Origin of the sequence: Zobellia laminariae (genome assembly GCF_030553095.1) — a bacterium.
In the GTDB taxonomy this organism is placed as follows: Bacteria; Bacteroidota; Bacteroidia; order Flavobacteriales; family Flavobacteriaceae; genus Zobellia; species Zobellia laminariae.
On the sequence record NZ_CP130738.1, the window covers coordinates 1,841,144 to 1,867,427 of the forward strand.

General features: G+C 37.7%; 23 protein-coding genes and 1 pseudogene. 23 read left to right on the forward strand and 1 reads right to left on the reverse strand.

Annotated features, from left to right (window positions below):
• The first annotated feature begins 198 nt into the window (after nucleotides 1–198).
• From Q5W13_RS08725 to Q5W13_RS08765, 9 genes are all read left to right on the forward strand, one after another.
• Entirely contained in the window at nucleotides 199–909 is a 711-nt protein-coding gene (locus Q5W13_RS08725) for a TIGR04282 family arsenosugar biosynthesis glycosyltransferase (protein ID WP_304446041.1), read from the forward strand.
• A gap of 91 nt (nucleotides 910–1,000) precedes the next feature.
• Nucleotides 1,001–4,219, forward strand: coding sequence for a SusC/RagA family TonB-linked outer membrane protein (locus Q5W13_RS08730; protein ID WP_304446042.1), 3,219 nt, complete (start codon nucleotides 1,001–1,003; stop codon nucleotides 4,217–4,219).
• 39 nt (nucleotides 4,220–4,258) lie between these two features.
• On the forward strand, nucleotides 4,259–5,701 hold the full coding sequence (locus Q5W13_RS08735) for a SusD/RagB family nutrient-binding outer membrane lipoprotein (protein ID WP_304446043.1): 1,443 nt from the start codon (nucleotides 4,259–4,261) through the stop codon (nucleotides 5,699–5,701).
• Between the two features lie 82 nt (nucleotides 5,702–5,783).
• Nucleotides 5,784–7,007, forward strand: a complete 1,224-nt coding sequence (locus tag Q5W13_RS08740) for an ABC transporter substrate-binding protein (RefSeq protein ID WP_304446044.1) — start codon at nucleotides 5,784–5,786, stop codon at nucleotides 7,005–7,007.
• Nucleotides 6,997–7,851: an ABC transporter permease gene (locus Q5W13_RS08745; protein ID WP_155595272.1), complete on the forward strand. Its 855-nt coding sequence runs from the start codon at nucleotides 6,997–6,999 to the stop codon at nucleotides 7,849–7,851. Before Q5W13_RS08740 ends, Q5W13_RS08745 begins: the two co-directional genes overlap by 11 nt.
• On the forward strand, nucleotides 7,841–8,614 hold the full coding sequence (locus Q5W13_RS08750; RefSeq protein WP_038236860.1) for an ABC transporter permease: 774 nt from the start codon (nucleotides 7,841–7,843) through the stop codon (nucleotides 8,612–8,614). The genes Q5W13_RS08745 and Q5W13_RS08750 overlap by 11 nt, the downstream gene beginning before the upstream one ends.
• Complete coding sequence (locus tag Q5W13_RS08755; RefSeq protein WP_304446045.1) at nucleotides 8,614–9,333, forward strand: ABC transporter ATP-binding protein; 720 nt, start codon at nucleotides 8,614–8,616, stop codon at nucleotides 9,331–9,333. Before Q5W13_RS08750 ends, Q5W13_RS08755 begins: the two co-directional genes overlap by 1 nt.
• 30 nt (nucleotides 9,334–9,363) lie before the next feature.
• Nucleotides 9,364–10,284, forward strand: a complete 921-nt coding sequence (locus Q5W13_RS08760) for a nucleoside hydrolase (protein WP_368662492.1) — start codon at nucleotides 9,364–9,366, stop codon at nucleotides 10,282–10,284.
• 37 nt (nucleotides 10,285–10,321) lie between these two features.
• The gene (locus Q5W13_RS08765; RefSeq protein ID WP_304446046.1) at nucleotides 10,322–11,107 is read left to right on the forward strand and encodes a patatin-like phospholipase family protein; all 786 of its coding nucleotides are present in this window, start codon (nucleotides 10,322–10,324) and stop codon (nucleotides 11,105–11,107) included.
• A gap of 42 nt (nucleotides 11,108–11,149) precedes the next feature.
• Here the strand turns inward: Q5W13_RS08765 and Q5W13_RS08770 are convergent, their stop codons facing one another.
• Nucleotides 11,150–12,199: a ferredoxin--NADP reductase gene (locus Q5W13_RS08770; protein ID WP_304446047.1), complete on the reverse strand. Its 1,050-nt coding sequence runs from the start codon at nucleotides 12,197–12,199 to the stop codon at nucleotides 11,150–11,152.
• Between the two features lie 267 nt (nucleotides 12,200–12,466).
• Between Q5W13_RS08770 and Q5W13_RS08775 the strand changes: the two genes are divergently transcribed.
• From Q5W13_RS08775 to Q5W13_RS08835, 14 genes and pseudogenes are all read left to right on the forward strand, one after another.
• Nucleotides 12,467–13,936 carry a DUF5687 family protein gene (locus Q5W13_RS08775; protein ID WP_304446048.1) on the forward strand — a complete coding sequence of 490 codons (1,470 nt, stop codon included), beginning with the start codon at nucleotides 12,467–12,469 and terminating at the stop codon, nucleotides 13,934–13,936.
• Between the two features lie 52 nt (nucleotides 13,937–13,988).
• Nucleotides 13,989–14,717: an ABC transporter ATP-binding protein gene (locus Q5W13_RS08780; RefSeq protein WP_304446049.1), complete on the forward strand. Its 729-nt coding sequence runs from the start codon at nucleotides 13,989–13,991 to the stop codon at nucleotides 14,715–14,717.
• Nucleotides 14,718–15,147: 430 nt separating this feature from the next.
• Entirely contained in the window at nucleotides 15,148–17,703 is a 2,556-nt protein-coding gene (gene porW, locus Q5W13_RS08785) for a type IX secretion system periplasmic lipoprotein PorW/SprE (RefSeq protein WP_155595264.1), read from the forward strand.
• Between the two features lie 3 nt (nucleotides 17,704–17,706).
• A complete protein-coding gene (locus Q5W13_RS08790; RefSeq protein ID WP_304446050.1) occupies nucleotides 17,707–18,156 on the forward strand; it encodes a bactofilin family protein in 450 nt (149 codons plus the stop codon).
• The gene (locus Q5W13_RS08795; RefSeq protein WP_214610597.1) at nucleotides 18,134–18,358 is read left to right on the forward strand and encodes an AtpZ/AtpI family protein; all 225 of its coding nucleotides are present in this window, start codon (nucleotides 18,134–18,136) and stop codon (nucleotides 18,356–18,358) included. Before Q5W13_RS08790 ends, Q5W13_RS08795 begins: the two co-directional genes overlap by 23 nt.
• Before the next feature lie 22 nt (nucleotides 18,359–18,380).
• Nucleotides 18,381–18,746: a DUF6168 family protein gene (locus tag Q5W13_RS24820; protein WP_368662552.1), complete on the forward strand. Its 366-nt coding sequence runs from the start codon at nucleotides 18,381–18,383 to the stop codon at nucleotides 18,744–18,746.
• 94 nt (nucleotides 18,747–18,840) lie between these two features.
• Nucleotides 18,841–20,020 (forward strand): annotated as a pseudogene (gene atpB, locus Q5W13_RS08800) (F0F1 ATP synthase subunit A).
• Between the two features lie 38 nt (nucleotides 20,021–20,058).
• On the forward strand, nucleotides 20,059–20,247 hold the full coding sequence (gene atpE, locus Q5W13_RS08805) for an ATP synthase F0 subunit C (RefSeq protein ID WP_013993139.1): 189 nt from the start codon (nucleotides 20,059–20,061) through the stop codon (nucleotides 20,245–20,247).
• Nucleotides 20,248–20,386: 139 nt separating this feature from the next.
• Nucleotides 20,387–20,836, forward strand: a complete 450-nt coding sequence (locus Q5W13_RS08810; protein ID WP_304446482.1) for a F0F1 ATP synthase subunit B — start codon at nucleotides 20,387–20,389, stop codon at nucleotides 20,834–20,836.
• Nucleotides 20,837–20,902: 66 nt separating this feature from the next.
• Entirely contained in the window at nucleotides 20,903–21,442 is a 540-nt protein-coding gene (gene atpH, locus Q5W13_RS08815) for an ATP synthase F1 subunit delta (protein WP_155595258.1), read from the forward strand.
• A 55-nt stretch (nucleotides 21,443–21,497) separates the two neighbouring features.
• Nucleotides 21,498–23,081, forward strand: coding sequence for a F0F1 ATP synthase subunit alpha (atpA, locus tag Q5W13_RS08820; protein WP_304446051.1), 1,584 nt, complete (start codon nucleotides 21,498–21,500; stop codon nucleotides 23,079–23,081).
• A gap of 86 nt (nucleotides 23,082–23,167) precedes the next feature.
• Entirely contained in the window at nucleotides 23,168–24,028 is an 861-nt protein-coding gene (atpG, locus tag Q5W13_RS08825) for an ATP synthase F1 subunit gamma (RefSeq protein WP_304446052.1), read from the forward strand.
• Nucleotides 24,029–24,276: 248 nt separating this feature from the next.
• Entirely contained in the window at nucleotides 24,277–24,723 is a 447-nt protein-coding gene (locus Q5W13_RS08830) for a hypothetical protein (protein ID WP_304446053.1), read from the forward strand.
• Nucleotides 24,724–24,803: 80 nt separating this feature from the next.
• Complete coding sequence (locus Q5W13_RS08835; protein ID WP_304446054.1) at nucleotides 24,804–26,270, forward strand: lipopolysaccharide biosynthesis protein; 1,467 nt, start codon at nucleotides 24,804–24,806, stop codon at nucleotides 26,268–26,270.
• Nucleotides 26,271–26,284: the final 14 nt, after the last annotated feature.

Consider the following 26,284-nt stretch of genomic DNA (forward strand, 5'->3'; position numbering starts at 1 on the left):
AAATAGTGTCGATTACCGAGCAAAAATTGGTCGTATGTCATTAGAATAATCACATTCTTGTCCGCTTTACATATTGTAAACACACCAAAATGATGTAAGAAAATATACACGGGTGCGTGAATTGAATATCACTTCTTTAGTATCTTGCACTCAAAAAGTTGAGTAAGGTTGAAAAACTATTACGACGAAACTTGGTAAATGGGGCAAACACTTAAGGATACGGCGATATTAATATTCTCGCTTTCGGCACAGCTGGAAGCAGAACGGAAGTCGCTTTTTGGCAAACGCAACAAAAAATCTTCTAAAGGGTTTTTTGATATCCTTATCAACCGCACCCATGAAATTGCAACCTCCACAAAGGCAGATGTTTTTGTAATAGACGAAAGTTTACAGAAAGGAACATCATTTGGAGAACGTTATGCCAACGCTTTTCAAGAGCTTTTTGACCAAGGGTACACCAAAGTATTATCTATTGGTAATGATACGCCGGATTTGACTGCCAGTGTGCTTGAGCAGGCAGTTGACCGTATACAGAATAATGATTTGGTTATTGGCCCTTCAACAGACGGAGGGGTTTATTTGTTGGGGATGCATCGTGAATTCTTCAACTTAAATGAATTTAAGGCACTGCCTTGGCTGCAAGATACTTTGTTCAATACGCTAGTAAACGACGTTTTCTGGAAAAAAGGGAAAGCCTATTACTTTGATGAACTTTCGGATATTGATACCACTCATGCCTTACATCAATTTTTATATAGTTCTAATGATGTTATTTTAATAGACTTCATCTTGAAGCATTTAACGGTCTTCACAAATCGTGCCTTTCAGTCAAGAACATTTTTCTTTTCAGATACCTATTCATCTTCGTTTCAATTAAGAGGTCCGCCTGCAATTCTTTTTGCAGCATAGTCTAAGTCTTACTTGGGCTAGAAAAGGAGCATCGTAATAGTATGGCATTCTCCTTTTCATAAAACAAATAACAACCCTTTATTGAATTTTGATGAAAATAGCTATAATAGCGCTTATGCAGCTATGTACAGTATTGGCATATGGCCAAACCAATTCATACACTGCAAAAATAATGGATACTGATAACCAACCTGTGCCTTATGCCACGGTGAACGAGTTAGGCTCCAATAATTATGTAGTATCAGATGAATTAGGATTTTTTACGCTACAGACCGAAGCAACAAATTTTACGGTCAGTATTGCATCTATTGGATATATAACGAAAGAAATTGCGACGGTCAACGGAACCCTGCCCGAAGTAATCGTAATGGAAATGTCTTCTGAACAACTAGATGAAATTGTTGTTACCGCATTAGGAATTGAGCGGGAAAAGCAATCATTAGTTTCTGCCGTAACAACCATAAAGGCAGAACAACTAACGGAAGTACCCCTTACCAATATGGTAAACAGTCTTGCCGGACGTGTGGCGGGTGTTCAGATTACGAACGGCTCATCAGGAGTAGGGTCTTCATCTCGTATCGTTATTAGAGGAGAGAACTCCTTAGGGGGAAGCAACCAACCTTTGTTTGTGGTTGACGGGGTTCCTGTAAGTAATGAGCAAATCACGAGTAACCTTGTAAATGATGGCGCGCTCCAAGAAGTGGATTTTGGTAATGGCGGAGCTGATATTAGTTCTGATGATATTGCTTCTATCTCAATTCTTAAAGGAGCGGGTTCGGCAGCCTTGTACGGTGCACGGGCAGCAAATGGAGTGGTAGTTATTACCACAAAGAGAGGTGGAAAGAAAAAGGGACTTGGTATCAGCATCAATAGTACATTAACGGTAGAGAGCTTATTGACCTTACCTGATTATCAAAATGAGTACGGTGGAGGTTCTAATGGTGCGTATGCTTTTCAAAACGGAATAGGTGCAGGTATTAACGACGGCGGAATTAGTAGTTATGGACCACGTTTGGACCAAGGTCAATTTATAGCTCAGTTTGATAGTCCTTCCGTAGATATTGATGGAAACCCAGTTCGTGCGGGTGATGTCATTTCTCGTACCAGACCTGATGGTTCGTTTACGGATATAACGGCTACACCTTGGGTGTCCAGACCGGACAACGTTCGTAATTTCTTTGAAACGGGCGTAACCTATCAAAACAACATATCCATTAGCACAGGCGGAGAAAAAGGAAGTGCACGATTGTCTTATAGCAATTTAAAGAACGACGGTATTGTACCCAATACGGACTTAAAAAGAAACGGGTTGGCTCTTAGTATAGACCAAAATGTACATGAAAAGTTTAAAGTCACAGCTTTCTTGAACTATATCAATACCCGCAGTGGTAACCGTCCCAATTTAGGGTATGGTTATGAAAATCCACTTTACGGGTTTAACTGGACGGGTAGAAACACCAATGTAGAATCGTTAAAAAACTACTGGCAAGCAGGTCAAGAAGGTATTCAGCATTATGATTTTAATTACCTATGGCTGACCAACCCCTATCTAACGGTTTATGAAAACACCAATAGCTTTAATAAAAACCGAATTTTAGGGAATGCTTCGGCCACCTATGATATAACGGACAAGTTAAGTTTAAGTGTTCGTGCCGGTATAGATACCTATGATGATAAAAGGGAATTCCGTCGTGCAGTAAGTACCAATCAGAATCCGTTAGGTACGTATCGAGAGGACGATGTTCGTTTTAGGGAACTTAATACGGATGTTTTGCTTTCCTATTCGGATAAATTCAATGCGGATTGGAAATACAACGTATCGGCAGGTGCCAACCGTTTTGATCAGGACATTCAATACAAATATTCGGAAGCCTCTCAATTGGCAATTTATGGTATTTATACTTTGGCCAATTCAAGAACGCCGCTAAAAGGAGATAGTCAGAAATTTAATAAGCGTATTAATAGTGTATACGCAAGTGGGAACCTTTCCTATAAAAATTCACTTTATTTTGATGCTACTTTTAGAAATGATTGGAGTAGTACATTACCTAGTGATAGTAATTCTTTTGGCTATTATTCGGCAGGGCTTAGCTATGTGGTGAGCAATATGTTTACGTTGCCCGAAGCTGTTTCGTACCTGAATCTTAGGTTTAGTGCGGCTAGTGTTGGTAACGATACAGACCCATACCAAAATGTACAAAACTTTGTTTTTAATCAGAATTACGGGTCCAGTTTTCGGGTAACCAATGAAACGGTTTTAAAGAACGCTAATTTAAGACCAGAACGTTTGAATGCGCTTGAAGCTGGTTTGGAAGCATGGTTTTTTAACGGAAGATTTCAATTAGATCTTGCAGGATATCAGAATACCAGTATTGACCAGATCATTTCAAGACCTATATCGCAGACCAGTGGTTTTTCAAACTTTAATGTTAATGGTGGTGAGGTACGAACAAGAGGTTTTGAGGCCTTAATAAGTGCAGAAGTGGTTCGTTTGGAAGACTTCAGTTGGGAATCATCCGTAAATTATTCTACGTACAGAAGTGAGGTAACCAAATTGCCGGATGGTGTAGATCAGTTTGTAACGGGTACTGCCGATATTTTTTCGGGTGGTGGTGGTTCTAATACCGTTTTTTATATCGCAAGGGAAAATGGTCGCGTTGGCGATATGTACGGTACTGGTTTTCTAGAAGTAGATGGCCAAACGGTCTTTGGAGCAAATGGTCTGCCTGTGCAAGACGGAAACCTACGACTTTTAGGGAATTATAATCCAGATTTTACGGTAGGCTTCAATAACAAGTTCTCCTATAAAAACATTGACATGACTATTCTTTTCGATTGGCGAAAAGGTGGCACTATTGTTTCTAGAATTAAGGCTTTGGGAAGTACTTCCGGTGTTTTGCAAGAAACCTTGGTTGGTCGTGAAGACGGTGTTATTGGTGACGGTGTAGTGAATGTTGGTACGGCGGAAAGTCCGCAATATGTAGCCAATACCACCTCGGTACCTGCAAGTCAGTTTTACAACAATTTCTTTGACCGTGGTAATGAAGATAGCGCTTTGTACAGTGCGTCTTATGTAAAGCTGCGTCAAGTAGGGTTGTACTATAACTTCCCTAAAAAATTATCAAAGTCTATAGGTTTTCAAAATATTAAGTTGGGATTGATTGGTAGCAATTTATTATTGTTTACCGAAAATCCTCATTTTGACCCAGAGCTGAATGCCTTGCAGGGACAGCGTATCGTGTATGGTGTGGAAGACTTTTCATATCCTTCTACCCGAAGTTTCGGATTTAACATTAAAACCGATTTTTAAGACGAAGGAATCATGATAGGAATACAAAAAATTAGAACAATGAATAAACTATATATATTAGGTCTCACGAGTTTTGTCTTGTTTTTGGGCAGTTGTACAGACGAGTTTGATGAACTCAACGAAAACCCCAATTCGCCTGAAGCTGTAGATCCACAATTTTTATTGGCGAACGTTATTTCGGTGGAAGCAGACCAAAATGCCTTTTACCAAGGGTTTCGCTTGGCAAATTACATTCAGCAATTTGCAGCTAGTGTAGAATTTGAAAGGATTGACCGTTACGAGATGGGTACAAATAGCGAGTACTGGAATACTATTTTTCAGTTATTGAGCGATATCAAATCGATGCGGGAATTACAAGGTTCCAATGAAGCTTATAACGCAGTAGGTGATGTTATGCAGAGTTTTCTGTTCTCTCAACTTACGGATATGTGGGGTGATGTTCCTTATACCGAAGCCGTAAATGCACTAGACGGACAATTTACACCGGCTTATGACACGCAGGAAAGTATTTACACGGATCCTGATACCGGTATTTTGGCCGTTTTAGAACGCGCTGCAGCAACATTGGAAAATTCCAATGCCACGATTAACGGAGATGTACTTTTTAACGGAAACCTTAATAAGTGGATGCGTTTTGCCAATTCTCTACGTCTACGATACCTTATGCGCATTAGTAAACGGTTAACGGATTATTCGGAGATTCAAGCGTTGGCTTTATCTGGCAAATTAATGCAATCAAATGAAGATAACGCTGTCTTGCCTTATTTAACGTCTGCACCCAACCAATACCCTATGACTTTGTCGTCATTGGGATTGTATCAGGAACACCGTATGACTACTACGGTAGATTCTGTATTAACGTTATGGAACGACCCAAGGGCGAACATTCTGTACAAACCTACTCAAGTAAGTGTTAATTCAGGAACACCGGAATTTAAGGGTTTAATGAATGGTCAGGACCGAGAGACCATTGCGGAAAAGGGAATTGATTTAAATGACGTTTCTTTGTTCGGAGCTATTTTTAGGGATGTGCCTGATGGGGTTGATGCGCAGTTTATGCAATACTCAGAGGTACAATTTGCATTGGCAGAAGCTGCGGAAAGAGGTTATATTACGGGCAGTGTTCAATCCTATTATGAAGCGGGTGTTAGAGCTAGTTTTGAATATTACGGTGTTGATGTTCCTGCAGGATACCTTGTTCAAGAAGCGATTGCCCTTAACGGAACGGATAATCTCAACAAGATTTTAACCCAGAAGTGGTTCAGCTTGATTTCAAATGGACACGAAGCTTGGTTTAATGTACGTAGAACGGGTATTCCCAGCTTAAAACCAGGGCCTGATAACTTGAACGACGATAAATATCCCGTTCGGTATTTATATCCTGAATCTGAGCAAGCAACTAATAGCTCCAATTATAAAATCGCTGCAGAGCGAATTGGTGGAGATAATATTAATAGTAAAGGGTGGTGGGAAAAAGAATAAGTAAGTATTATAACGAGATTTTATAAAGGTCACAACATTTTAAACGACCAAGGGAACCACAAAGCAAATAGAAGCATAATCAATGAAGAGAATTAAATTTATACTTTTCGGTTTTTTATTGAGTTTAGTAGTACTTTCTTGCGGCGAGAAATCTAAGCAAGATGATGAAAAGCTAAAGAGTGCACCATGGGAGGAAGTAGAAGGCAAAGCTAATGGCACTACCGTTAATTTTATGATGTGGCAAGGTAGCACGGCCATTAATGATTACATCAATAATTACGTAGTACCCAGTGTAAAGAAAAAGTACAATATCGATTTGCAGATTAGTGGTGGTCAGGGACCTGAAATCGTCCAATTGGTTATGGGGGAGAAGCAGGCAAATATCGATGAAGGACAAGTAGACATGGTTTGGATAAATGGGGAGACGTTCTTTCAATTGAGAAAGGTTGACGGACTATGGGGTCCGTTTGTAGAACAACTTCCTAATGCCTCTCTAATCGATTTTGAGGATGCATTCATCAATATCGATTTTCAGCAAGCAGTAAATGGTATGGAAGCCCCGTGGAGCATTAATCAATTTGCAATCGTATACGATTATGAAAAAGTTCCCAGCCCTCCTAAAAGTATCCCCGAACTTGAAAATTTCATTAAACAGCATCCAGGAACCTTTACCATTTCAAATGATTTTACCGGTATGACCCTTTTGAAAAGTTTATTGGCGGAATTAGGTGGTGGACCTAATATTTTGGATGGCCCTTTCAATGAAAAAAAGTACAATCAACTATCTGAAAAACTTTGGAGTTTTATAAACAAAAACAAACAGTATTTTTGGAAAGAAGGACGCACTTTTCCTAAGGAACAGTCCAAGATGAATCAGCTTTATGCCAATGGAGAATTACTTATTGCCTATGGTTTTAGTGAAGGGGGTATTGAAGATAAAGTACTGAACGGTCTTTATCCTAAAACAACCAAGGGCTATGCATGGGAAAATGGTACCATAAGAAACTCAAATTACTTAGGAATCCTCCATAATTCACCTCAAAAATCGGGAGCCATGCAGGTTATTAACTTTTTGCTATCTCCAGAGGCGCAACTAAAAAAAGCGGATGCCAACGGAATGGATTCCAATACGGTTTTAGCCATGGATAAGTTAGACTTGGAATGGAAAGATAAATTCTTAGAAGCAAGAAAACGCAAATATGGTCCAACACTAAAGCAGTTGGAAGTTAATGCCATTGCCGAGCCCGCTCCCGAGTATATGATACGCTTGTATGAAGACTTTAGAAAAAAAGTAATTGAAAATTAAAAAAACAAACATTGGAATTCTGTTGTTCGTGTTGGTAGGTGTAGTGCCTTTTGCCGCAGCATTTGTCTATGCCTTGCTATATAGTTTTGGAATAATTGGGATTGCCAATGATGGCTTCACGCTGAAATTCTGGGAGTCTGTTATAACCTCTGGAACATTTTTTAAATCTTTTGGGTACAGTTTTTTGATAGCACTAGTAGCTGTGGCTATATCTGTTGGAGGGGCACTGTGGATTACATTAAAATTTAGGGAACAACTGGAAAAGAGGTTTCTGTCTTTTATAATCTATTTACCATTGGCAATACCGGGCATTGTTACCGGGTTTTTTACATTTCAATTATTTTCTAAAGGAGGCTTTTTTGCTCGTATCAGTCATAAATTAGGTTTCATTACAGAAGCTTCACAATTCCCGGATTTAGTAAACGATGGTTTGGCAATTGGTATTATATTCTCTTTTATTACCATGATTATGCCCTTTTTTGTGCTACTGTTTTTAAATGTTTATAAAAACGAGCGAGTTGAAGAACTCTCAATATTGGCACAGTCCCTTGGAGCAAGTGCCAATCAGGTTACACAACGGGTTTTTTTACCTATTCTCATCAAAAAGACCTGGGTGCTAATTGTACTCTATTTTATTTTTTTGCTAGGAGCATATGAAGTACCATTAATTTTGGGTCAGGAATCGCCGCAAATGCTATCGGTACTCATCATACAAGAAATAAAACAATATGATTTGGATAAAATTTCGGAGGGATACGTAGTTGCCGTACTATACACGCTAATTGTTTCAATTGCTGCAATTGTACTATTTCTTCCAAAAAAGAAAAGAGCTTATGCGAATTAACTGGAAACCCTTTGTCTTGAGTCTCGCGGTGCTGTTAATTCTATTTCCGTTCGTGTACCTCGTATTTTTGTCATTGGCATCGGAATGGCGTTTTCCAGATGTTTTGCCGTCTTATATTGGCTTTAAAAACTGGGTTACCGTTTTTGGTTCAGAAACGGGACTGTTGCAAAGTTTTTTCTCATCGTTATTAATATCACTGTCGGTGGCCATATTTTCTACTACCTCAGGATTCTTAATCAGTAAAGCGGTTTTTTATCACCCAAAGAAAAGAACCTTAACCTTGTTGGCTTATTTTCCATACATATTGGCCCCTGTAGTATTTGCAGCTTGTCTTAGTTTTTTCTTTTTGAAAATGGGTCTTTTTGGAAACATGACTGGAGTTGTTGTGGCTCAATTCATTATTGCTTTTCCCTATGCACTGCTATTTTTCAGTAGCTTTTGGAACGAAAAAGTAAAGAGCTATGAGGATTTAGTGGCCACTTTGGGCGGAAATAAATGGCAGACCTATACAAAGGTATTGTTGCCGTTAGCAAAAGGGCTTTTACTTATCTGCTTTTTTCAAACCTTTCTAATTTCTTGGTTCGAATATGGACTAACGTCTATTATTGGTATCGGAAAGGTACAGACACTAACTATTAAGGTGTTCTTGTTCATTAAGGAGGCTAACTATTATTATGGAGCTCTAAGTTGTTGTTTATTGATTTTCCCACCCGTAGTTTTGTTGTATTTTAATAAGCGTTATGTATTTAAAAAATTGGTTTGATGTTTCTTGAGGTACAACATATTATAAAAAGTTTTGGGGCCGAAAAGGTAGTCAAAGACCTGAGTTTTTCGCTGCAAGCAAAACAGACTTTGAGTATTTTGGGGAAATCTGGTTGTGGCAAGACCACTATGCTTAAAACTATTGGAGGACTAATTGCACCCGATTCTGGTAAGGTACTTTTGAACGGTGTTGATATCACAGCAACCAAACCAGAGAAACGAAATATCGTATATCTCTATCAAGAAGACCTATTATTTCCGCATTTAAATGCTTTTGAAAATATTGCTTTTGGGTTGAGGATTAAAAAAATACCGGAAGGTTTAATAAAGGAAAAGGTCCAGCACATGCTACATAGCCTTGAATTGGAAGGACAGGCGGACAAAATGCCAACCCAGCTTTCTGGAGGGCAAAGACAACGGGTGTCGTTTGGTCGTGCCATAAGTACGAATCCTTCACTGCTTTTATTGGATGAACCTTTTGGAAGTTTAGATACGGGCACAAGACAACGGATGCAAGAGCTATTTAAAAAGTTGACTGAAGAATTTGATATTACATCACTTTTCGTAACCCATGATTTAAAAGAAGCGGTACTGATGGGCAATCAAATTGGTTTTATGCAAGATGGAGTTTTGAAAGTGTACGAGGATAAGAAAGATTTTATTCAGGACCCGCAAACTGGCGTTCAAAGTGAAATTGAATTCTGGGGCGGATTGAAGTAATAAAAAGAAGGAAAAAATAATTCATAGAGAATGATGAAGAAAAAGGTATGGATAGACACCGATCTTTCGGTTGGGATGACAAGACATAAGCGCGATGGCTACTGTGATGTTGATGATGGCTATGCCGTCTTGCAATTGATGAAAGCGGACAATATTGAAATATGCGGGATCAGCGCTGTCTTCGGGAATACCATTATAGAAAATTCATACCCGCTCAGTCAAGAAATGAGCAAAGAGTTCGCCATGGATGAAATACCTGTTTTTAGAGGAGCAGGAGAAGCTCTAAACTTAAGAGAGGTGAAGGGTAATGAAGCGGTTGAAGCTTTGGCTGAAGCCCTCCGGAAGCAACCTATAATTATTATGGCCATTGGTCCCGCAACCAATGTTGGTCTGTTGCTTTTAAAATACCCTGAGCTAAAGAATAAAATACAGGAAGTGGTTCTCGTTGCAGGTCGTAGAACTGCTCAGGATTACTTTAAAATCGGTAATAAAGGCAGCCACGCACAAGACCTCAATTTTGATCTGGACAATGATGCGTTTCGATTAATGTTTGAACATGGTGTTCCGGTAACATTATGTCCGTTTGAGATTTCCAACAAGGTTTGGGTTAAGGCAACGGATTTGGATGCTTTGGCAAAAGGAGATAAAGGCAACCAATGGTTGGCGGAGGCTTCACGAGCATGGTTACAGCAATGGGTAGACCAAGGTGCAGATGGTTTTAATCCGTTTGATGTTTTAGCAAGTCATTATATTATTTCGCCAGAAGATATCATATCGGAAGAATTGAACGCACGACTGGAGATTCACCCAGACGATACGGTTAAAGAAAACGATAAGCAGGTTTTTAAATCTTACCTATTGTGCGATAAAGAAGCAGGTTTTCCTGTTAAGTACTGTTATGACGTTGTTCCCGATTACCATAAGAAGTTAATGGATAGTCTATTGAAATAGATACCTTCGTGGTCTAAGATTCAGACTTTTTTCTACAATGAGTGATATACAGACAAAATCTATTGGGCTTGTGCTTTCTGGCGGCGGCGTACGCGGTATGGCTCACATTGGGGTAATACAAGCAATGAATGAATTTGGCCTATCGGCAGATGTAGTTGGTGGTAGTAGTGTAGGAGCATTGGTTGGCGCGTTATATGCAAATGGTAATTCTGTTTTGGATATGATGGATTTCTTCAAGGAAACACCATTGTTTAAGTATAACTTCTTGACCATTGTTAAACCTGGATTTTTAGATACCGATAGGTATTTTGAAGTTTTTAAGGCTTACTTTCCTGAAAATACTTTTGATTCACTTCAAAAGAAATTACACGTAGCGGCAACGAATCTTCAAAAAGGTGATCTTGAATATTTTTCGGAAGGCGAACTCATTCGTCCTTTATTGGCATCTGCCGCGATACCTCCCGTTTTCAGTCCTGTTGAGATGAACGGCGAGCTTTATGCAGATGGTGGTATAATGAATAATTTCCCTTTAGAACCAGTCATGGGTAAGGCCGATTATATAATTGGTAGCAATGTATCAGTGGTAGGTGAACTCAATAAGAACGCCCTTAAAAACTCATTACAACTGGCCGGAAGAGTAACGGGACTTATGATTTACGCCATTAACCGTACAAAGCTTAATGCCTGTGATTTGTTAATGGAGTTTAAGGAACTGGAAAATATTGGTGTTCTAGACCGAAAAGGTATCGAAAAAGCATACCTCGTAGGATATGAAAATACATCACGTAGGCTAGAAGAATTACTAAAAAAGCCACAACTGTAAGTTACAATTGCGACTTCCTTTATTTTCTAATCGACGTATTATTTAGACATCATCATAATCAATTTTTAACGTTGGTGTAGTTGGGTGTGCTTGACAGGTAAGAATTAAACCGTCTGCAATTTCGCCATCGGTAAGAATCTGGTTTTTTACCATTTCTGCTTTACCCTCGGTCACTCTGGCAATACAACTACTACAAACACCACCTTGGCAAGAGTAAGGCGCATCAATATTTTGTTTTAAGACAGCATCAAGAACAATTTCCTTCTTATCCATCGTTAAAGTAAACTCCTCATCATCTACCACGATAGAAACCTGAGTTTTACCTTCCGGCTGCTCGGGCATCTCATCTAAAATTTCAGTAGTCGTAAAAAGCTCAAAGTGTATTTTGTCTTTTGGGACATCGTTTTCTTTTAACGTATCGGAAACCAAATGAATCATTGCCTCAGGTCCACATAGGTAATATCCATCAAAATCTACATCTTTATGTTTGTTCTTTATAGCATAATTAACGGTAGAAACATCAATACGACCAAAAAGTGAATCGTCTTCCTGAGCTTGACTAGTTACAAAGTAGGCCTTGAATCTACCTGCGTAATCCAATTCCAATTTCGTTAAATCCGTATAAAACATCGTTTCCTTATGGGATTTGTTTCCGTAGATAAGAACAAATTTACTTTTTGGATTATCTGCTAAAACTGATTTAGCAATGCTCATGATAGGCGTAATACCACTACCTGCGGCAAAAGCGGCAATGTTTTTAACTTTCCCAGTTGGTTGAAAGGTAAATCTACCTTCAGGAGGCATAACTTCTAATACGTCACCTGCTTTTAATGTGGAGTGTGCGTAATCTGAAAACCCGCCTTTGTCCACTTTCTTGACACCAATGGTGAAGCAGTCGCTTTTTGGAGAAGAACAGATAGAGTAAGCCCTTCTTATTTCTTTTCCTTTAAGCTCCATTTTAATGGTTATGTATTGCCCAGGAACAAAATCAAAGGTTTGTATAAGGTCTTTAGGTATGGAAAAAGTTATAGCAACCGAACTAGGTGTAAGCGGTTTAATATGTTTTACGGTCAAGTTATGAAAGTGCACCATTATCTAATTTTTTGATCTAATGTGTCCGCAAAAATAAGCATTGACACAGCCATTTGGAACGGAAACGATAAAAAAAGGACTTAAATTTTGTTTTTAATTGATGGTCCTTTTGGATTGGTGGCTACTTGTTATATTGTTGAAGTTCATGTCCTCAAAAACGGGTGTAATTTTTCATTAAAATGAATTTGAAATAAAAAATGTGCAGTTTTATTGTAACAAATCTTACCTTCCCAAACACTAACTTACCGTACTAGTAATCTATTTCTTATGTTTAAAAGCTTTAGTAAGCTGCAATGGAAATCTTTCTTTCGGTCTTCATCAATGGGTAAAAGCATTGGTATAAAAATCGTAATGGGCTTCTTTGCATTGTATTTTTTGGGAATGTTGGCCTTTGTTGGCTCATCATTGTTCTTTGTTTTGGAAAAAGCAATCCCTAATACGGATCCTTTAGCTATTTTAAGTCAGTATTTGTTGTATTGGGTGCTTGCAGAGCTGTTTATAAGATATTTTATGCAAAAGCTTCCGGTAATGGACATCAAGCCGTTTTTGACCCTTCCTATCAAAAAAAGCAGTATCTCCCATTATATTTTAGGGCGTTCTGCAGTTTCTTTTTATAATTTCTTGGCTTTATTTTTCTTTATACCCTTTGCAATTGTACTGCTTATAAAGGGCTATGCTTTTTTAAATGTGTCTTTTTGGTTATTGGCTATGATAGGCATCGTATTGAGTATTAATTATATCAACTTCATAGTAAACAAGAGTGACAAAGCTTTAATCAGCATTGCTAGTCTTTTGGTAGCCTGTTACGGCTTAGAATATTTTGAGATTCTTCCTATAAAGGAATATGCGGGCAATACATTTTATGCCCTTTATGAATACCCGCTTTATGCGATCATACCCTTGGCCATAGCCGGTTTATCATATTATTTTAATTATTCATTTATACGGAATAGGATTTTTTTAGACGCTTCTCTAAAGAAGAAAGCTACTGAAGCCACTTCTTCCGATTTATCGTGGACAAAGCGTTTTGGTGCTATTGCTCCTTTTTTGCAGTTGGATTTAAAGCTAATTTGGAGAAATAAAAGAACTAAAACTCAAGTATTTGTATCCTTAGCCTTCGCTTTTTACGGTTTATTCGTTTATGGTATGGAGGACATGGGTATGGGGTCCGGTATGTTCGTTTTGGTAGGTATTCTAATGACAGGTGTTTTCTTAATGAACTTTGGGCAGTTTATCCCCGCTTGGGATAGTTCTTATTATAGCATGATGATGTCACAGAACATACCCTTAAAGAAATACCTTGAAGCTAAGGCGGCACTTATTTATGTTAGTATTGGGGTGATGTTTTTACTTTCTGTGCCGTATGTCTATTTCGGATGGGATTCCCTTGCTATCAATTTTAGTTGCGCTTTGTATAACCTAGGAGTAAATGTTCCACTTATTCTTTTCTTCGGTTCAAAAAATAAAAAGCGTATTGATTTAAACAAGAGCGCTTTGGGTAACATGCAGGGTACAAGCGCTACCCAGTTTTTAGTAGCGTTGCCCCTTTTTGGATTACCTATGTTAATTTATGGTCCATTGGCCTTTTTCGTTTCTTCTGAAGTTGCTCTAATCGCACTATGTGTGTTAGGCGTTGTTGGTTTTGCCCTTAGAGATAAGTTATTGGACTTCATTACGAATGCATATCGAAATAAGAAATACGGTATGATTGCAGGTTTTAAAGAGCAGAACAGTTAGAAATGTCCTTGTTTTAGAGTTAAAAATTGAAACGTGAACTTTATTGAAAATTATGATAACAGTAGAAAATCTTACTAAAAAATACGTTGGCAAAACTGTTTTGAACATAAAGCAGTTAGAAATACCAAAAGGACAAAGTTTTGGTCTTGTTGGAAATAACGGAGCGGGTAAAACTACTTTTTTTAGTCTTCTATTAGATTTGATCCAGCCTACTACGGGGCATATTATTAATAATGAAGTGCAGGTAGATCAAAGTGAAGCTTGGAAGACAAATACCTCTTCCTTTATTGATGAAACTTTTCTTATAGGATATCTAACACCAGAGGAGTACTTCTATTTCATTGGAGAATTGCGTAACCAGAACAAAGCAGATGTAGATGCATTACTCTCAAATTTTGAGGATTTCTTTCATGGCGAGATATTGAATCAGAAAAAATACTTGAGAGACCTTTCAAAAGGAAATCAAAAGAAAGCGGGCATTGTGGCTTCATTTATTGGTAACCCAGAAGTGGTCATTTTAGATGAACCTTTTGCTAATTTAGATCCTACAACTCAAATACGGTTAAAAAGCATTATTAAAGACTTGGCATCCAAACAGGGGGTTACGGTATTGGTCTCTAGCCACGACCTTATTCATGTAACCGAAGTTTGTGAACGAATAGTAGTATTGAACAAAGGTGAAATTGTAAAAGATATTGAAACTTCAGAAGCTACTTTAAAAGAATTGGAACTGTTTTTCAGCGGAAAAGAAGAGTCTCAGGAAGATGTATCGGTTTCGTAAGTCATTTTGTTAAAACCGACTACCTTATGGTCCATACCTCTTTCTTAAACCTTCATCTCGCTAAGAATTTTTGTCGATAACCTGCCATTATCATCTATTAAACGGTAATAAAACTGACTGTTAATCGGTGAACGGGAGCAGTCGCAAACCGGTTAGTCGGTTAAAATTGAAATCTTCTATTTCTATTTTATGCAAACTTCACGAACTTTGTGAAAAGGAAAGTTGGTCTAAATGAAAAGCCTATTCGGCATTAACATGTGGCAAGAGTATAGAGGTTTGTCAAAGAGTTGGCATCAAAGAAAAAAGAAATTGTCATTATAATCATACTTTCGGTTACGTTCGTAAACCCCGAACCTTAAACTTTTTATCGACCAACTGCATAATAATACCGTTCTTTTTTAGTTAATGTAAAGTACGTAGATATACAATTTTGAAGTCGCACTATAAACTTATCTTATTTTCAATTCTTGGGGGCATCGCTTTTAACGCATGTTCAACCAAAAAAGACGCATTTGTCAATCGTAATTGGCATGCGCTCAATACCAAGTACAACACCTTGTACAATGGTAATATCGCTTTTGAAGAAGGTCGCGAAGAACTTAAGTTAAATTACAAAGATGACTATTGGGAAGTTCTGCCTATAGAGCGTTTGGAAGTTACGGAAGATATTAAGCTAGACTCTGAAGATAACAACCCCAACTTTATTATTGCCGAAGAAAAAGCCACTAAAGCCATACAAAAGCATAGTATGGAAATAAAAGATGAAGAGCGTAATCCGCAGACGGACGAAGCCTTTTTACTTTTAGGCAAGGCTCGTTACTTTGATCAGCGCTACATGCCTGCTCTTGAAGCTTTCAATTACATCATAAAAAAATATGATTATAGTGATAAGCTGAACGAAGCACACATTTGGCGAGAGAAAGTAAATATTAGATTAGAAAATGATGAGTTAGCGATTAAGAATCTGAAGCGACTTTTAAAATTTGAACGCCTAACGGATCAGGAATATGCAGACGCCCGTGCCATGATAGCACAAGCTTATATTAATGAAAAGGTGATTGATACTGCGGTACAACACCTCAAAGTAGCATCTCACTATACCAAGAAAAACGAAGAAAGAGGACGCTATCTATACATTATTGGGCAGTTGTACAACCAAATGGATCAAAAGGATAGTGCCAACTACGCTTTTACCAAAGTAATTGATCTTAACAGGAAATCTCCCAGAGTATATATGATCAATGCGGAGATTCAGAAAATCCGTAACACTAAGATTACTTCGGAGAATAGCGAAGAAATGTTGGAGTTCCTTACAGACTTGGAAGAGAACCGTGAGAACCGCCCTTTTTTAGATAAAATTTACCGTCAAGTTGCAGAATATCATTTGGAGCAAGAGAATGACAGTTTGGCTTTGGCCTATTTCAATAAATCTCTTCGGGCTACACAGAATGAGCCTAAGCTAAATGCACTCAATTATGAGAACTTGGCTGTCTATAATTTTGACCGTAACGAGTATAAACTATCAGGAGCGTATTATGATAGTGTGATAACCAACCTAGATGAGAATACAAAGAAATACAGGTCTACCAAGAAGAAATTAGATAATCTAGAAGATGTTGTCAAATATGAAGACATAGCCCATCATACGGATAGTATTATTACACTGTATAATAAGCCGTTAGCTGAGCGTACCGCCTTTTTTGAAGATTACATTGCTGACTTAAAAGCCGCAAAAGCTGCAGCTGCTAAAAAAGAAGAAAGAAGGATAGCCTCTGGTTTTGCAGAATTTGCAAAAAGTAAGGGAGGTAAAGAGAATAAAGGCAAATTCTATTTTTATAATCTAACCAGCTTAGGTTACGGTAAGAATGATTTTGTTCAAAGGTGGGGTAAAAGACAGTTGGAGGATGATTGGAGATGGAGCAATAAAAAAAGAGTCTTACCACAAGAGAATACAGATGATGCCCTTGCGGCAAATGATACAGTACCAACTGTAGTTGGTGAAGAAGAAAAATTTTCTGTGGATTATTATTTAGATCGAGTGCCTACGGATGTAGCTGTTATAGATAGTTTGAAGGACGAGCGAAATTTTGCCAATTACCAATTAGGATTGATTTATAAAGAGAAGTTTAAAGAAAACCTTTTGGCAGCTGGAAAATTGGAAAATGTATTGGATTCAGAACCAGAAGAGCGATTGATTCTTCCCTCTAAATACAATCTGTACAAGATTTACGAAGAAGAAGGCAGTCCGCTTTTAGCGTCTATGAAAGACAATATCCTTTCGAATCATGCTGATTCTCGTTATGCTGAAATTATATTGAACCCTAGAGCTGTTCTAGAAGATGATGCCGATAGTCCAGATGCACGTTATGCGGCCTTATACCGTAAATACAAGCAGCAGGCATTTTTAGAAACTATTACAGGTGCCGAAGAAAATATAGAGAAATACACAGGCGATCCTATTGTTCCTAAATTTGAAATGTTGAAGGCAAATGCCATTGGAAGACTAAATGGGTTTATTCCTTTTGAGGAAGCTCTGAATTACGTTGCCTTAACTTACCCCAACAATCCAGAAGGCAAGAAGGCAGAGCAAATGGTTGCCGAGCAACTTCCTAAACTAGCGGTCAAAGAATTTTCTACGGAGCTTGGTTCATCCGGTACCGGCAATTGGAAGGTTGTTTTTCCCTTTAGAAGAAGCAATGATGAAATTGCCAAAAGAGTAAAAAAAGCACTAGAAGATGCTATTGTAGATTTAAGATATAAGAATATAGTTTCAAAAGATATTTATACCTTAGAAGACCAATTTGTGGTAGTGCACGGCTTTAAGTCTAAGGATTATGCACTTGGCTTTGCAGAGCTTATAAAGTTTAACAAAGATTACCGCATTGAGAATGAGAATTTTGTTATTTTATCTACCAACTATAAAATTATTCAGGTACATAAAAACCTACAATCTTATAAAAATCAAATTTTAACCCCAAAACCTTAAACAATGTTTTCTGACAACAAAAAACCACGAACTATGAACGAAATTGGCGCACAACCTAACAGAATTTCCAAGCACACGAAAATTAAAGGCGATATTGAATCTGAAGCTGATTTTAGAATCGACGGAAAATTAGACGGTAACGTAAAGACTACTGGTAAAGTAGTTATTGGTAAAGACGGCTATATTCATGGCAAAGTAGAATGTGTAAATGCAGATATTGAAGGTAGCTTCAATGGTGAACTTTTGGTATCTGACCTACTATCTCTGAAGTCTTCGGCTGTAATTGAAGGTACTGTTTCCGTAACTAAACTGGCAGTAGAGCCAGTAGGTGCTACGTTCAACGCTTCATGTACCATGAAAGGAAAGGGCGGTTCTCAGAATAGTTCTTCTAGCAGTTTTAAATCATCTCTAAGTAGTTCTAATAGAAACAATGAGCCAGCAAAAGCCTCGTGATAATTCTAATTTAATACGTACCGCGGCTAGTTTTTCGGGTATTGCTTTGCAAATGGGTGCTACTATCTATTTAGGCAATCTTTTGGGGGCTTGGTTAGATGTAAAATTTGAAAAAACATTTTTAGAGGATACAATTACTTTACTTGCCGTATTTTTGTCAATGTATATCGTTATCAAAAAAGTGATGACCTTAAATAAATAGCATTGATCAAACAAATAGTACAATATATAGTCGTGTTCATTTTGGTGGGCACGACTTCTTTTTTCTTCATCAATTTCTACTGGCAGATGATAATTTAAGCTTCAATACACTACTTAAAGAAGCCTATATTTTCCATTTCATTTTCTCTTTAGCGGTAATTATTACCTTTCAACTGCTCTCAAAAAACGAAAAAGCTTTTACTCAACTGGGTTTCATTTATATGGGGACTTTGGTTTTTAAAATTGCTGCTTATACGGCCATGTGCTATCCGCAACTAATGGGAGACCAGTATTTACCGAGATTTTATAGGGCTTCACTTTTAATTCCTGTGTTTGTTTTTTTAGCCTTGGAAGTATTTTTTGTTTCAAAAATTATACAACGTAGATAGTTTCAAAATTTTATGGAACAAAAATGCTTTGTATTATGACAAGATTACCTATTTTTGCGCAAAATTTCAGGAGCATAATTTTTTGATAAAAATAATGAAGGAAGTTTCAAAAATGATCAGAACACTAGTATTACTTTGTACACTTTGCATTTCTCTTCAAGGTTTTGCGATCTCTGAGGGAGGTGATCAAGGAGCCGTTGATACAAAAGATGAGGTGGATGCATATATTGCACACCACATTAAAGACGCTCATGATTTTCATTTGTTTTCATATACTGGAGACAATGGCGAACGTAAGCATGTAGGTTTTCCGTTACCGGTTATCCTATGGTCTAGCAATGGGTTGGCAGCTTTCATGTCTTCTGAATTTCACCATGATGATGCCGGAAAGGTTATCGTAGAAAAAGGTGGATCTAAATTCGTAAAGCTTCACGGTAAGATTTATGAGTTGAACGCTGGTGCTTCCGAAGTTCAATTTGATGAACATCATCATGCAGAAAATGCTGCTAAGGTTTTGGATTTTTCCATTACTAAAAGTGTCTTTGGAATTTTGTTAGTGGGTCTTTTTATGCTTTGGGCATTCTCTTCATTGGCAAAACAATATGTTAACAAAAAAGTGCCTACCGGATTCGGTAGAGTGTTGGAGCCACTAGTAATATATGTTAGAGATGAGATTGCTAAGCCAAATATCGGCGAGAAAAAATACAGACAATTTACGGGTTACCTTTTAACGGTATTTTTCTTTATTTGGATTTTGAACCTTTTAGGATTAACTCCGTTAGGTTTCAATGTAACAGGGCAATTAGCAGTTACCGCTGCTTTGGCAATTTTCACTTTGATTATTTATACGTTTAGTGGAAACAAAGATTACTGGATGCATATGTTATGGATCTTAAGGGGTTCCTGTATTGATAAGACCTGTTCTTGCAATTATAGAATTAGCAGGTGCTTTTATAATCAAGCCATTTTCATTGTTGGTACGTTTGTTTGCGAATATATCTGCGGGCCACATTGTGGTAATGAGTTTAATTGCTATTATGTTTACACTTAAGAAAAGCTTAGGTGTAGTTGGAGCAACAGGATTGTCATTGGTGCTATCCTTTTTTATTACGCTTATTGAAGTTTTAGTGGCTTTTTTACAGGCTTATATTTTTACTATGTTATCAGCATTGTTTATTGGTATGGCCGTTGCGGAGCACGACCACGAACATGAGCACGATGCAAACGGACATGAAGTTCCAGACGCGGAAGACGTTAGAGGGGATTTCATCTAAAAGAGAGTTTTTTAATTTAATTATATAAATCAATTACTATGTACAACTTAATTGGAGCTGGTTTAATCGTAATCGGAGCAGGTATCGGTCTTGGTCAAATTGGTGGTAAAGCAATGGAAGGTATTGCTCGTCAGCCAGAAGCAACAGGAAAAATCCAAACTGCGATGATTATCATTGCTGCACTTTTAGAAGGTTTGGCATTCGGTGCCTTGTTCTTAGGAAAATAAGAACTACAAAACCAAAAGACATTCTCCTGCAACGGTTGGTTGCAGGAAATGTTTTTAATCAAGTTTAGAATTTTAAAGTAGTATTTATATGGAAATTTTAATAAACGATTTTTCATAAGGCCTTTTCGTAGTTCAGACCATATTGTTATTAGGTTTGATTTTTTTATTGGTGAAGTTTGCATGGAAACCAATATTGACTTCATTAAACGAACGTGAATCAGGTATTCATGATGCATTGGCAGCAGCAGATAAAGCTCGCGCAGATATGCAAAACCTTCAGGCTGATAACGAGAAATTGTTAAAAGAAGCTCGTGCTGAGCGTGAAGCTATGTTAAAAGAAGCTCGTGAGATCAAAGATAAGATGATCACAGATTCTAAAGAGCAGGCTAAAGTTGAAGGCGATAAAATGTTAAAGCAAGCTCAAGCTGCTATAGAAAGCGAAAAGAAAGCCGCTGTTGCTGATATTAAAAATCAGGTAGCCGAACTTTCTGTTGAGATTGCAGAGAAAGTTTTAAAAGAGCAACTATCCAACAAAGACCAGCAATTAAAGTTGGTTGAAAGTATGTTGGGTGATGTTAAATTGAATTAAGTAGCTATATTGCTTTTTGTTATGTCGGTTAAATTCGGATAGCAGGACAATAAAACAAGATAAAAAATGAGCGATTCTAGAGCAGCAATACGTTACGCAAAAGCGGTTTTGGACCTAGCGGTACAAAACAAGGCTACGAGTGCAGTCGAAAAAGACATGCGTTCTATTGTGGCAACTATTGCCGATAGTAAGGAGTTGAGAGCAATGTTGGCTAGTCCTGTAGTAAACGGGGAAACCAAGAAGAAAGCTTTAGCCGCCGTATTTGAAGGTAGCGACCAGATAACCTTAGGTTTGATCAAAACACTTGTTGCTAACAAAAGAATATCTATTTTAAACGAGGTTGCTTTAAAATATATCATTCTTAATGAAGATTTAAAAGGTGAGGGTGTAGCTTACGTTACTACCGCTGTACCTTTAAGTGCAGACCTTGAGAAGAAAGTTCTTAAGCAAATAGCACAGATTACCGGTAATGCGGTAACCATCGAAAATAAAATTGATGAAAGCATTATTGGCGGATTTATTTTACGTGTTGGCGATTTACAATATGATTCCAGCATTTCAAATAAATTGAATACTATTAAAAGAGAATTTACAAGTAGTTTATAATAATAACTAGGGCTTAAGGTATATTTCTTAAGTTCGATGTCTTATATCTATCAAAATGGCAGGAGTAAAAGCCGCTGAGGTATCAGCAATTTTAAAGAAACAATTATCAGGATTTGAAGCCACCGCTACATTGGATGAGGTGGGAACAGTACTGCAGGTTGGTGATGGTATCGCCAGAGTCTACGGTCTATCTAATGTCCAGTACGGAGAATTAGTAGAATTCGATGGCGGCCTTGAAGGTATCGTTCTTAACCTTGAAGACGATAACGTTGGTGTGGTTCTTTTAGGACATTCCAAGACTATTGGAGAGGGTGCTACAGTAAAACGTACCGAACGAATTGCTTCCGTTAAAGTAGGTGAAGGCATTGTTGGTCGTGTGGTAGATACTTTAGGTAACCCTATTGATGGTAAAGGACCTATTTCTGGTGAAACTTATGAGATGCCTTTAGAGCGTAAAGCGCCTTATGGTGTTATCTTTAGAGAGCCGGTAACTGAGCCAATGCAATCAGGTATTAAGGCAATTGATGCAATGATTCCAGTTGGCCGTGGTCAAAGGGAACTTGTTATTGGTGACCGTCAAACTGGTAAGACAACTGTTTGTATCGATACCATTTTGAATCAAAAAGAATTTTACGATGCTGGTAAGCCAGTATATTGTATATATGTTGCTATTGGACAAAAAGCTTCTACTGTAGCTGCAATTGCGCAGACTTTAGAAGATAAAGGTGCTATGGCGTATACGACTATTGTAGCAGCAAATGCTTCTGATCCTGCAGCAATGCAGGTTTATGCTCCTTTTACAGGTGCATCTATCGGTGAGTATTTCCGTGATACAGGTCGTCCAGCTTTAATTATCTATGATGATTTGTCAAAACAAGCTGTTGCTTATCGTGAGGTATCTCTTCTTTTAAGAAGACCACCGGGACGTGAAGCATATCCTGTTGATGTTTTCTTCCTTCACTCTAGATTATTAGAGCGTGCAGCAAAGGTTATCAACGATGATAAGATTGCACAGAATATGAACGATTTACCAGACGTGTTAAAGCCAATGGTAAAAGGTGGTGGTTCTTTAACTGCACTTCCTATTATTGAAACTCAAGCAGGTGACGTTTCTGCATATATCCCTACGAATGTAATTTCTATTACAGACGGACAGATTTTCTTGGAGCAAGATTTATTCAACCAAGGTGTGAGACCAGCTATTAACGTAGGTATTTCTGTATCTCGTGTGGGTGGTAACGCGCAGATAAAATCCATGAAAAAAGTAGCAGGTACTTTAAAATTGGATCAAGCTCAGTTCCGTGAACTAGAAGCTTTTGCTAAGTTCGGTTCTGATTTAGATGCTGCTACATTAAACGTTATTGAAAAAGGACGTCGTAATGTAGAGATTTTGAAGCAAGCTCAAAATGATCCTTATACTGTTGAAGATCAGGTTGCGATTATCTATGCAGGTTCTAAAAACTTGTTACGTGACGTTCCTGTTGAAAAGGTAAAGGAATTTGAAAGAGATTATTTAGAGTTCTTGAACGCTAAGCACAGAGATGTATTGGATACATTAAAGTCAGGTAAACTTACCGATGAGGTAACAGATGTTTTGACTGCTGTAGCAAAAGACCTTTCAGGTAAATATAGAAGCTAATAAAAGTATTGCATATCAGGTTTGGGGCACAACACAGAAGCAAGTTAATTGTGCTGTTTTGTGCTCGAAACTTATAACTTGAACAAATGGCGAACTTAAAGGAAATACGAAACAGAATAGCATCGGTATCATCAACCATGCAGATTACCAGTGCCATGAAAATGGTATCTGCTGCAAAGTTGAAGAAAGCACAGGATGCAATTACTGCAATGCGACCTTATGCCGATAAGCTTACTGAGTTGTTACAGGGCCTAAGTGCAAGCTTAGATTCTGATTCCGGTAGTGTATATGCTGAAAATAGAGAGGTGAATAAAGTTTTGGTTGTGGCCATAACCTCAAACAGAGGTTTAGCAGGTGCCTTTAACTCTAACATCATAAAGCAGTGCACGATTTTACTTAACGAAAAGTATGCTGGTAAACAGGTAGATTTTGTTGCCGTTGGTAAAAAGGCTAATGATTTCTTGGTTAAAAAATCTAATGTAATTGCCAATCATAGTGGTATTTATGATGATTTGACTTTTGATAATGTTTCAGCTATTGCTGAGGATTTAATGGAGCAATTTACTTTAGGTAATTATGATCGTATTGATATTGTTTATAACAAGTTCAAGAACGCTGCTACTCAGATTATAATGACCGAGCAGTTTTTACCTATTGTTCCCATTGAAGGAGCGGAGAACTTGAGCAGTGATTATGTTTTTGAACCTTCAAAAATAGAAATCATAGAGCACTTAATTCCTAAGTCTTTAAAAACACAATTGTACAAAGGTATTCGTGATTCTTTTGCTAGTGAGCACGGAGCACGTATGACTGCAATGCATAAAGCAACGGATAATGCAACAGATTTGAGAGATCAATTGAAGTTGTCTTATAACCAAGCAAGACAAGCTGCTATTACCAACGAAATCTTGGAAATTGTTGGTGGTGCAGAAGCATTGAACAATTAGGTGTAGCGATAGCGGAGCCAAATTCCACAACAGCAGAAGCATTGAACAATTAGGTATAGCGATAGCGGAGCCAAATTCCACAACTTCAGAAGCATTGAACAATTAATTAAATTACTTACTTTGACTAAGTCAAAGTATGTTAATTATAGAATAGTAAACCCCACAGGAATGTGGGGTTTCTTTTTTGACGATAGTCTCACAACCTTCTTTTCTCGTATGTATTCCTAATTATATTCAGGATAACTATTATGAAAACACACATTTATATTTTAGGGTTAAGCTTATTCATACTTATGGGTTGTGGATCAAAAAAGAATTTGGAAACTCTTGCGCCTTTCAGTTTAGGGGAGGCTTACGGACAAAGTTGGTCTATAGACGAGACAACAAGTGCCAAGGGCTATGAGTTAGTAGTTGCTGTCCTAAGTTTGGAGAATGATAAGGCAGATCTTAAAAACGTATATCATAAAGGTAAAATGGCTCCAATTACAATTGAATTGACGGACAAGGGTATTATGGGTATAGTTGAGTTTGGTGAAGCGGTTGAAAGTCCAGAAGAGTTTCCTTTTGATTTGACCGATACACAGGCAGTAATTAGTTATGTGCACAAAGAGAAAGTTAAATATTATCGCATAAACGGAATTCAACAAAATCTTCCGGTTTCTTATTCTAGCTTAAGGGAAAAAAATAGTCGTTAGAAAAAAGAAAAGCACGGCTGTTTAACTTCACTTTGCTACATCCCTTTAAATAGGTACTTTTGGGTTAAAATGCAGCACTATTGAATCCGCTTAAAAAATTGTTCAAACAAACGGCTATCTACGGTCTCGCCACTGTGTTGCCCAGAATGATTTCTTTCTTTTTGGTAAGGGTGCATACAGATGCTATGCCTCCAGAGATTTATGGTGAACTAGCCGTAATATTCGCCTATTTTGCTATGTTTAACGTGGTGTTGGCCTATGGTATGGAAACTGCTTTTTTTAGATTTTATACCAAATCTGAGGATAAAGAAACGGTAATTTCCACCTCCTTAACTTCTATTTTAGTGTCAACCATGGTTTTTCTGGTATTCTCGTTGATTTTTCAAAACGGAATGGCAAGTTTACTAAATATTGATCCAAAGTACATCAAGTACGTTATTTTCATTCTTTCGCTGGATGCTCTGGTAATCATACCTTTTGCATGGTTGCGGGCTAATGAGCGACCGCTACGGTATGCTGTGGTCAAGATTTTAAATGTGGTAATTAATTTTAGCCTCACGCTGTTTTTCCTTTTATTATTACCCAATATAGCAGAAAGCAATCCTGAAAGCTCTTTAGCGGGTCTATATAAGCCCAATTTTCAGATTACATATATAATCATAGCCAACTTGGTTGCTAGTGGTGTAACGCTCTTATTAATGTTGAAGCCATATTTGATTAGCAAGTATACTTTTGATAAGAAACTTTGGGAAGAAATGATGAAATATGCCATTCCCGTTTTGATTGCTGGAGTAGCATTTACCATTAACGAAGTTTTTGACAGGGTCATGTTAGAAGCCCTATTACCTGAAGATATTGCAAATAAAGAAGTTGGTATGTACAATGCCTGTGTTAAACTAGCTTTGTTCATGACGTTGTTTTCTACGGCATTTCGTATGGGTATTGAACCTTTCTTTTTTAGTCATGCAGGTACCGAGAATCCACAGAGAGCCTATGCGCAGATAACCAATTATTTTGTGGTGTTGGGCAGCGTTATTCTTTTAGGGGTTGTTGTGTTTGCAGATGTTCTAAAAGTTCTTTTTGTTAAGAACCCTGCGTATTGGGAGGCAATGTCCGTTGTGCCTATTATATTGTTGGCTAGTTTTTTCTTGGGTATCTATCATAATCTTTCAGTGTGGTATAAAGTGACTGATAAAACACGTTATGGCGCTTTTATATCAGTGTTTGGAGCGTTTATAACCATCGGTATAAATTATTTCTTTATCCCTCACATTGGCTATATGGCTAGTGCTATCGCAACGGTTATGGCGTATGGTAGTATGATGGTGCTTTCGTACTATCTAGGAAAATCACGCTACCCAGTTCCATATAATTTTAGAAAAATTCTTTTCTACTTAGGCGTTTCAATTCTCTTTTCTGCACTCTCCTTTTATGTTTTTGATCGGAATTTAATTATTGGTAGTGTCTTACTTTTGTGTTACCTAGGTTTGGTGTATAAACTAGAAAATGATAAGTTGAAACAGATATTTCTAAGGCAGAAAGGTTAAGTCAGTTTTAGCTA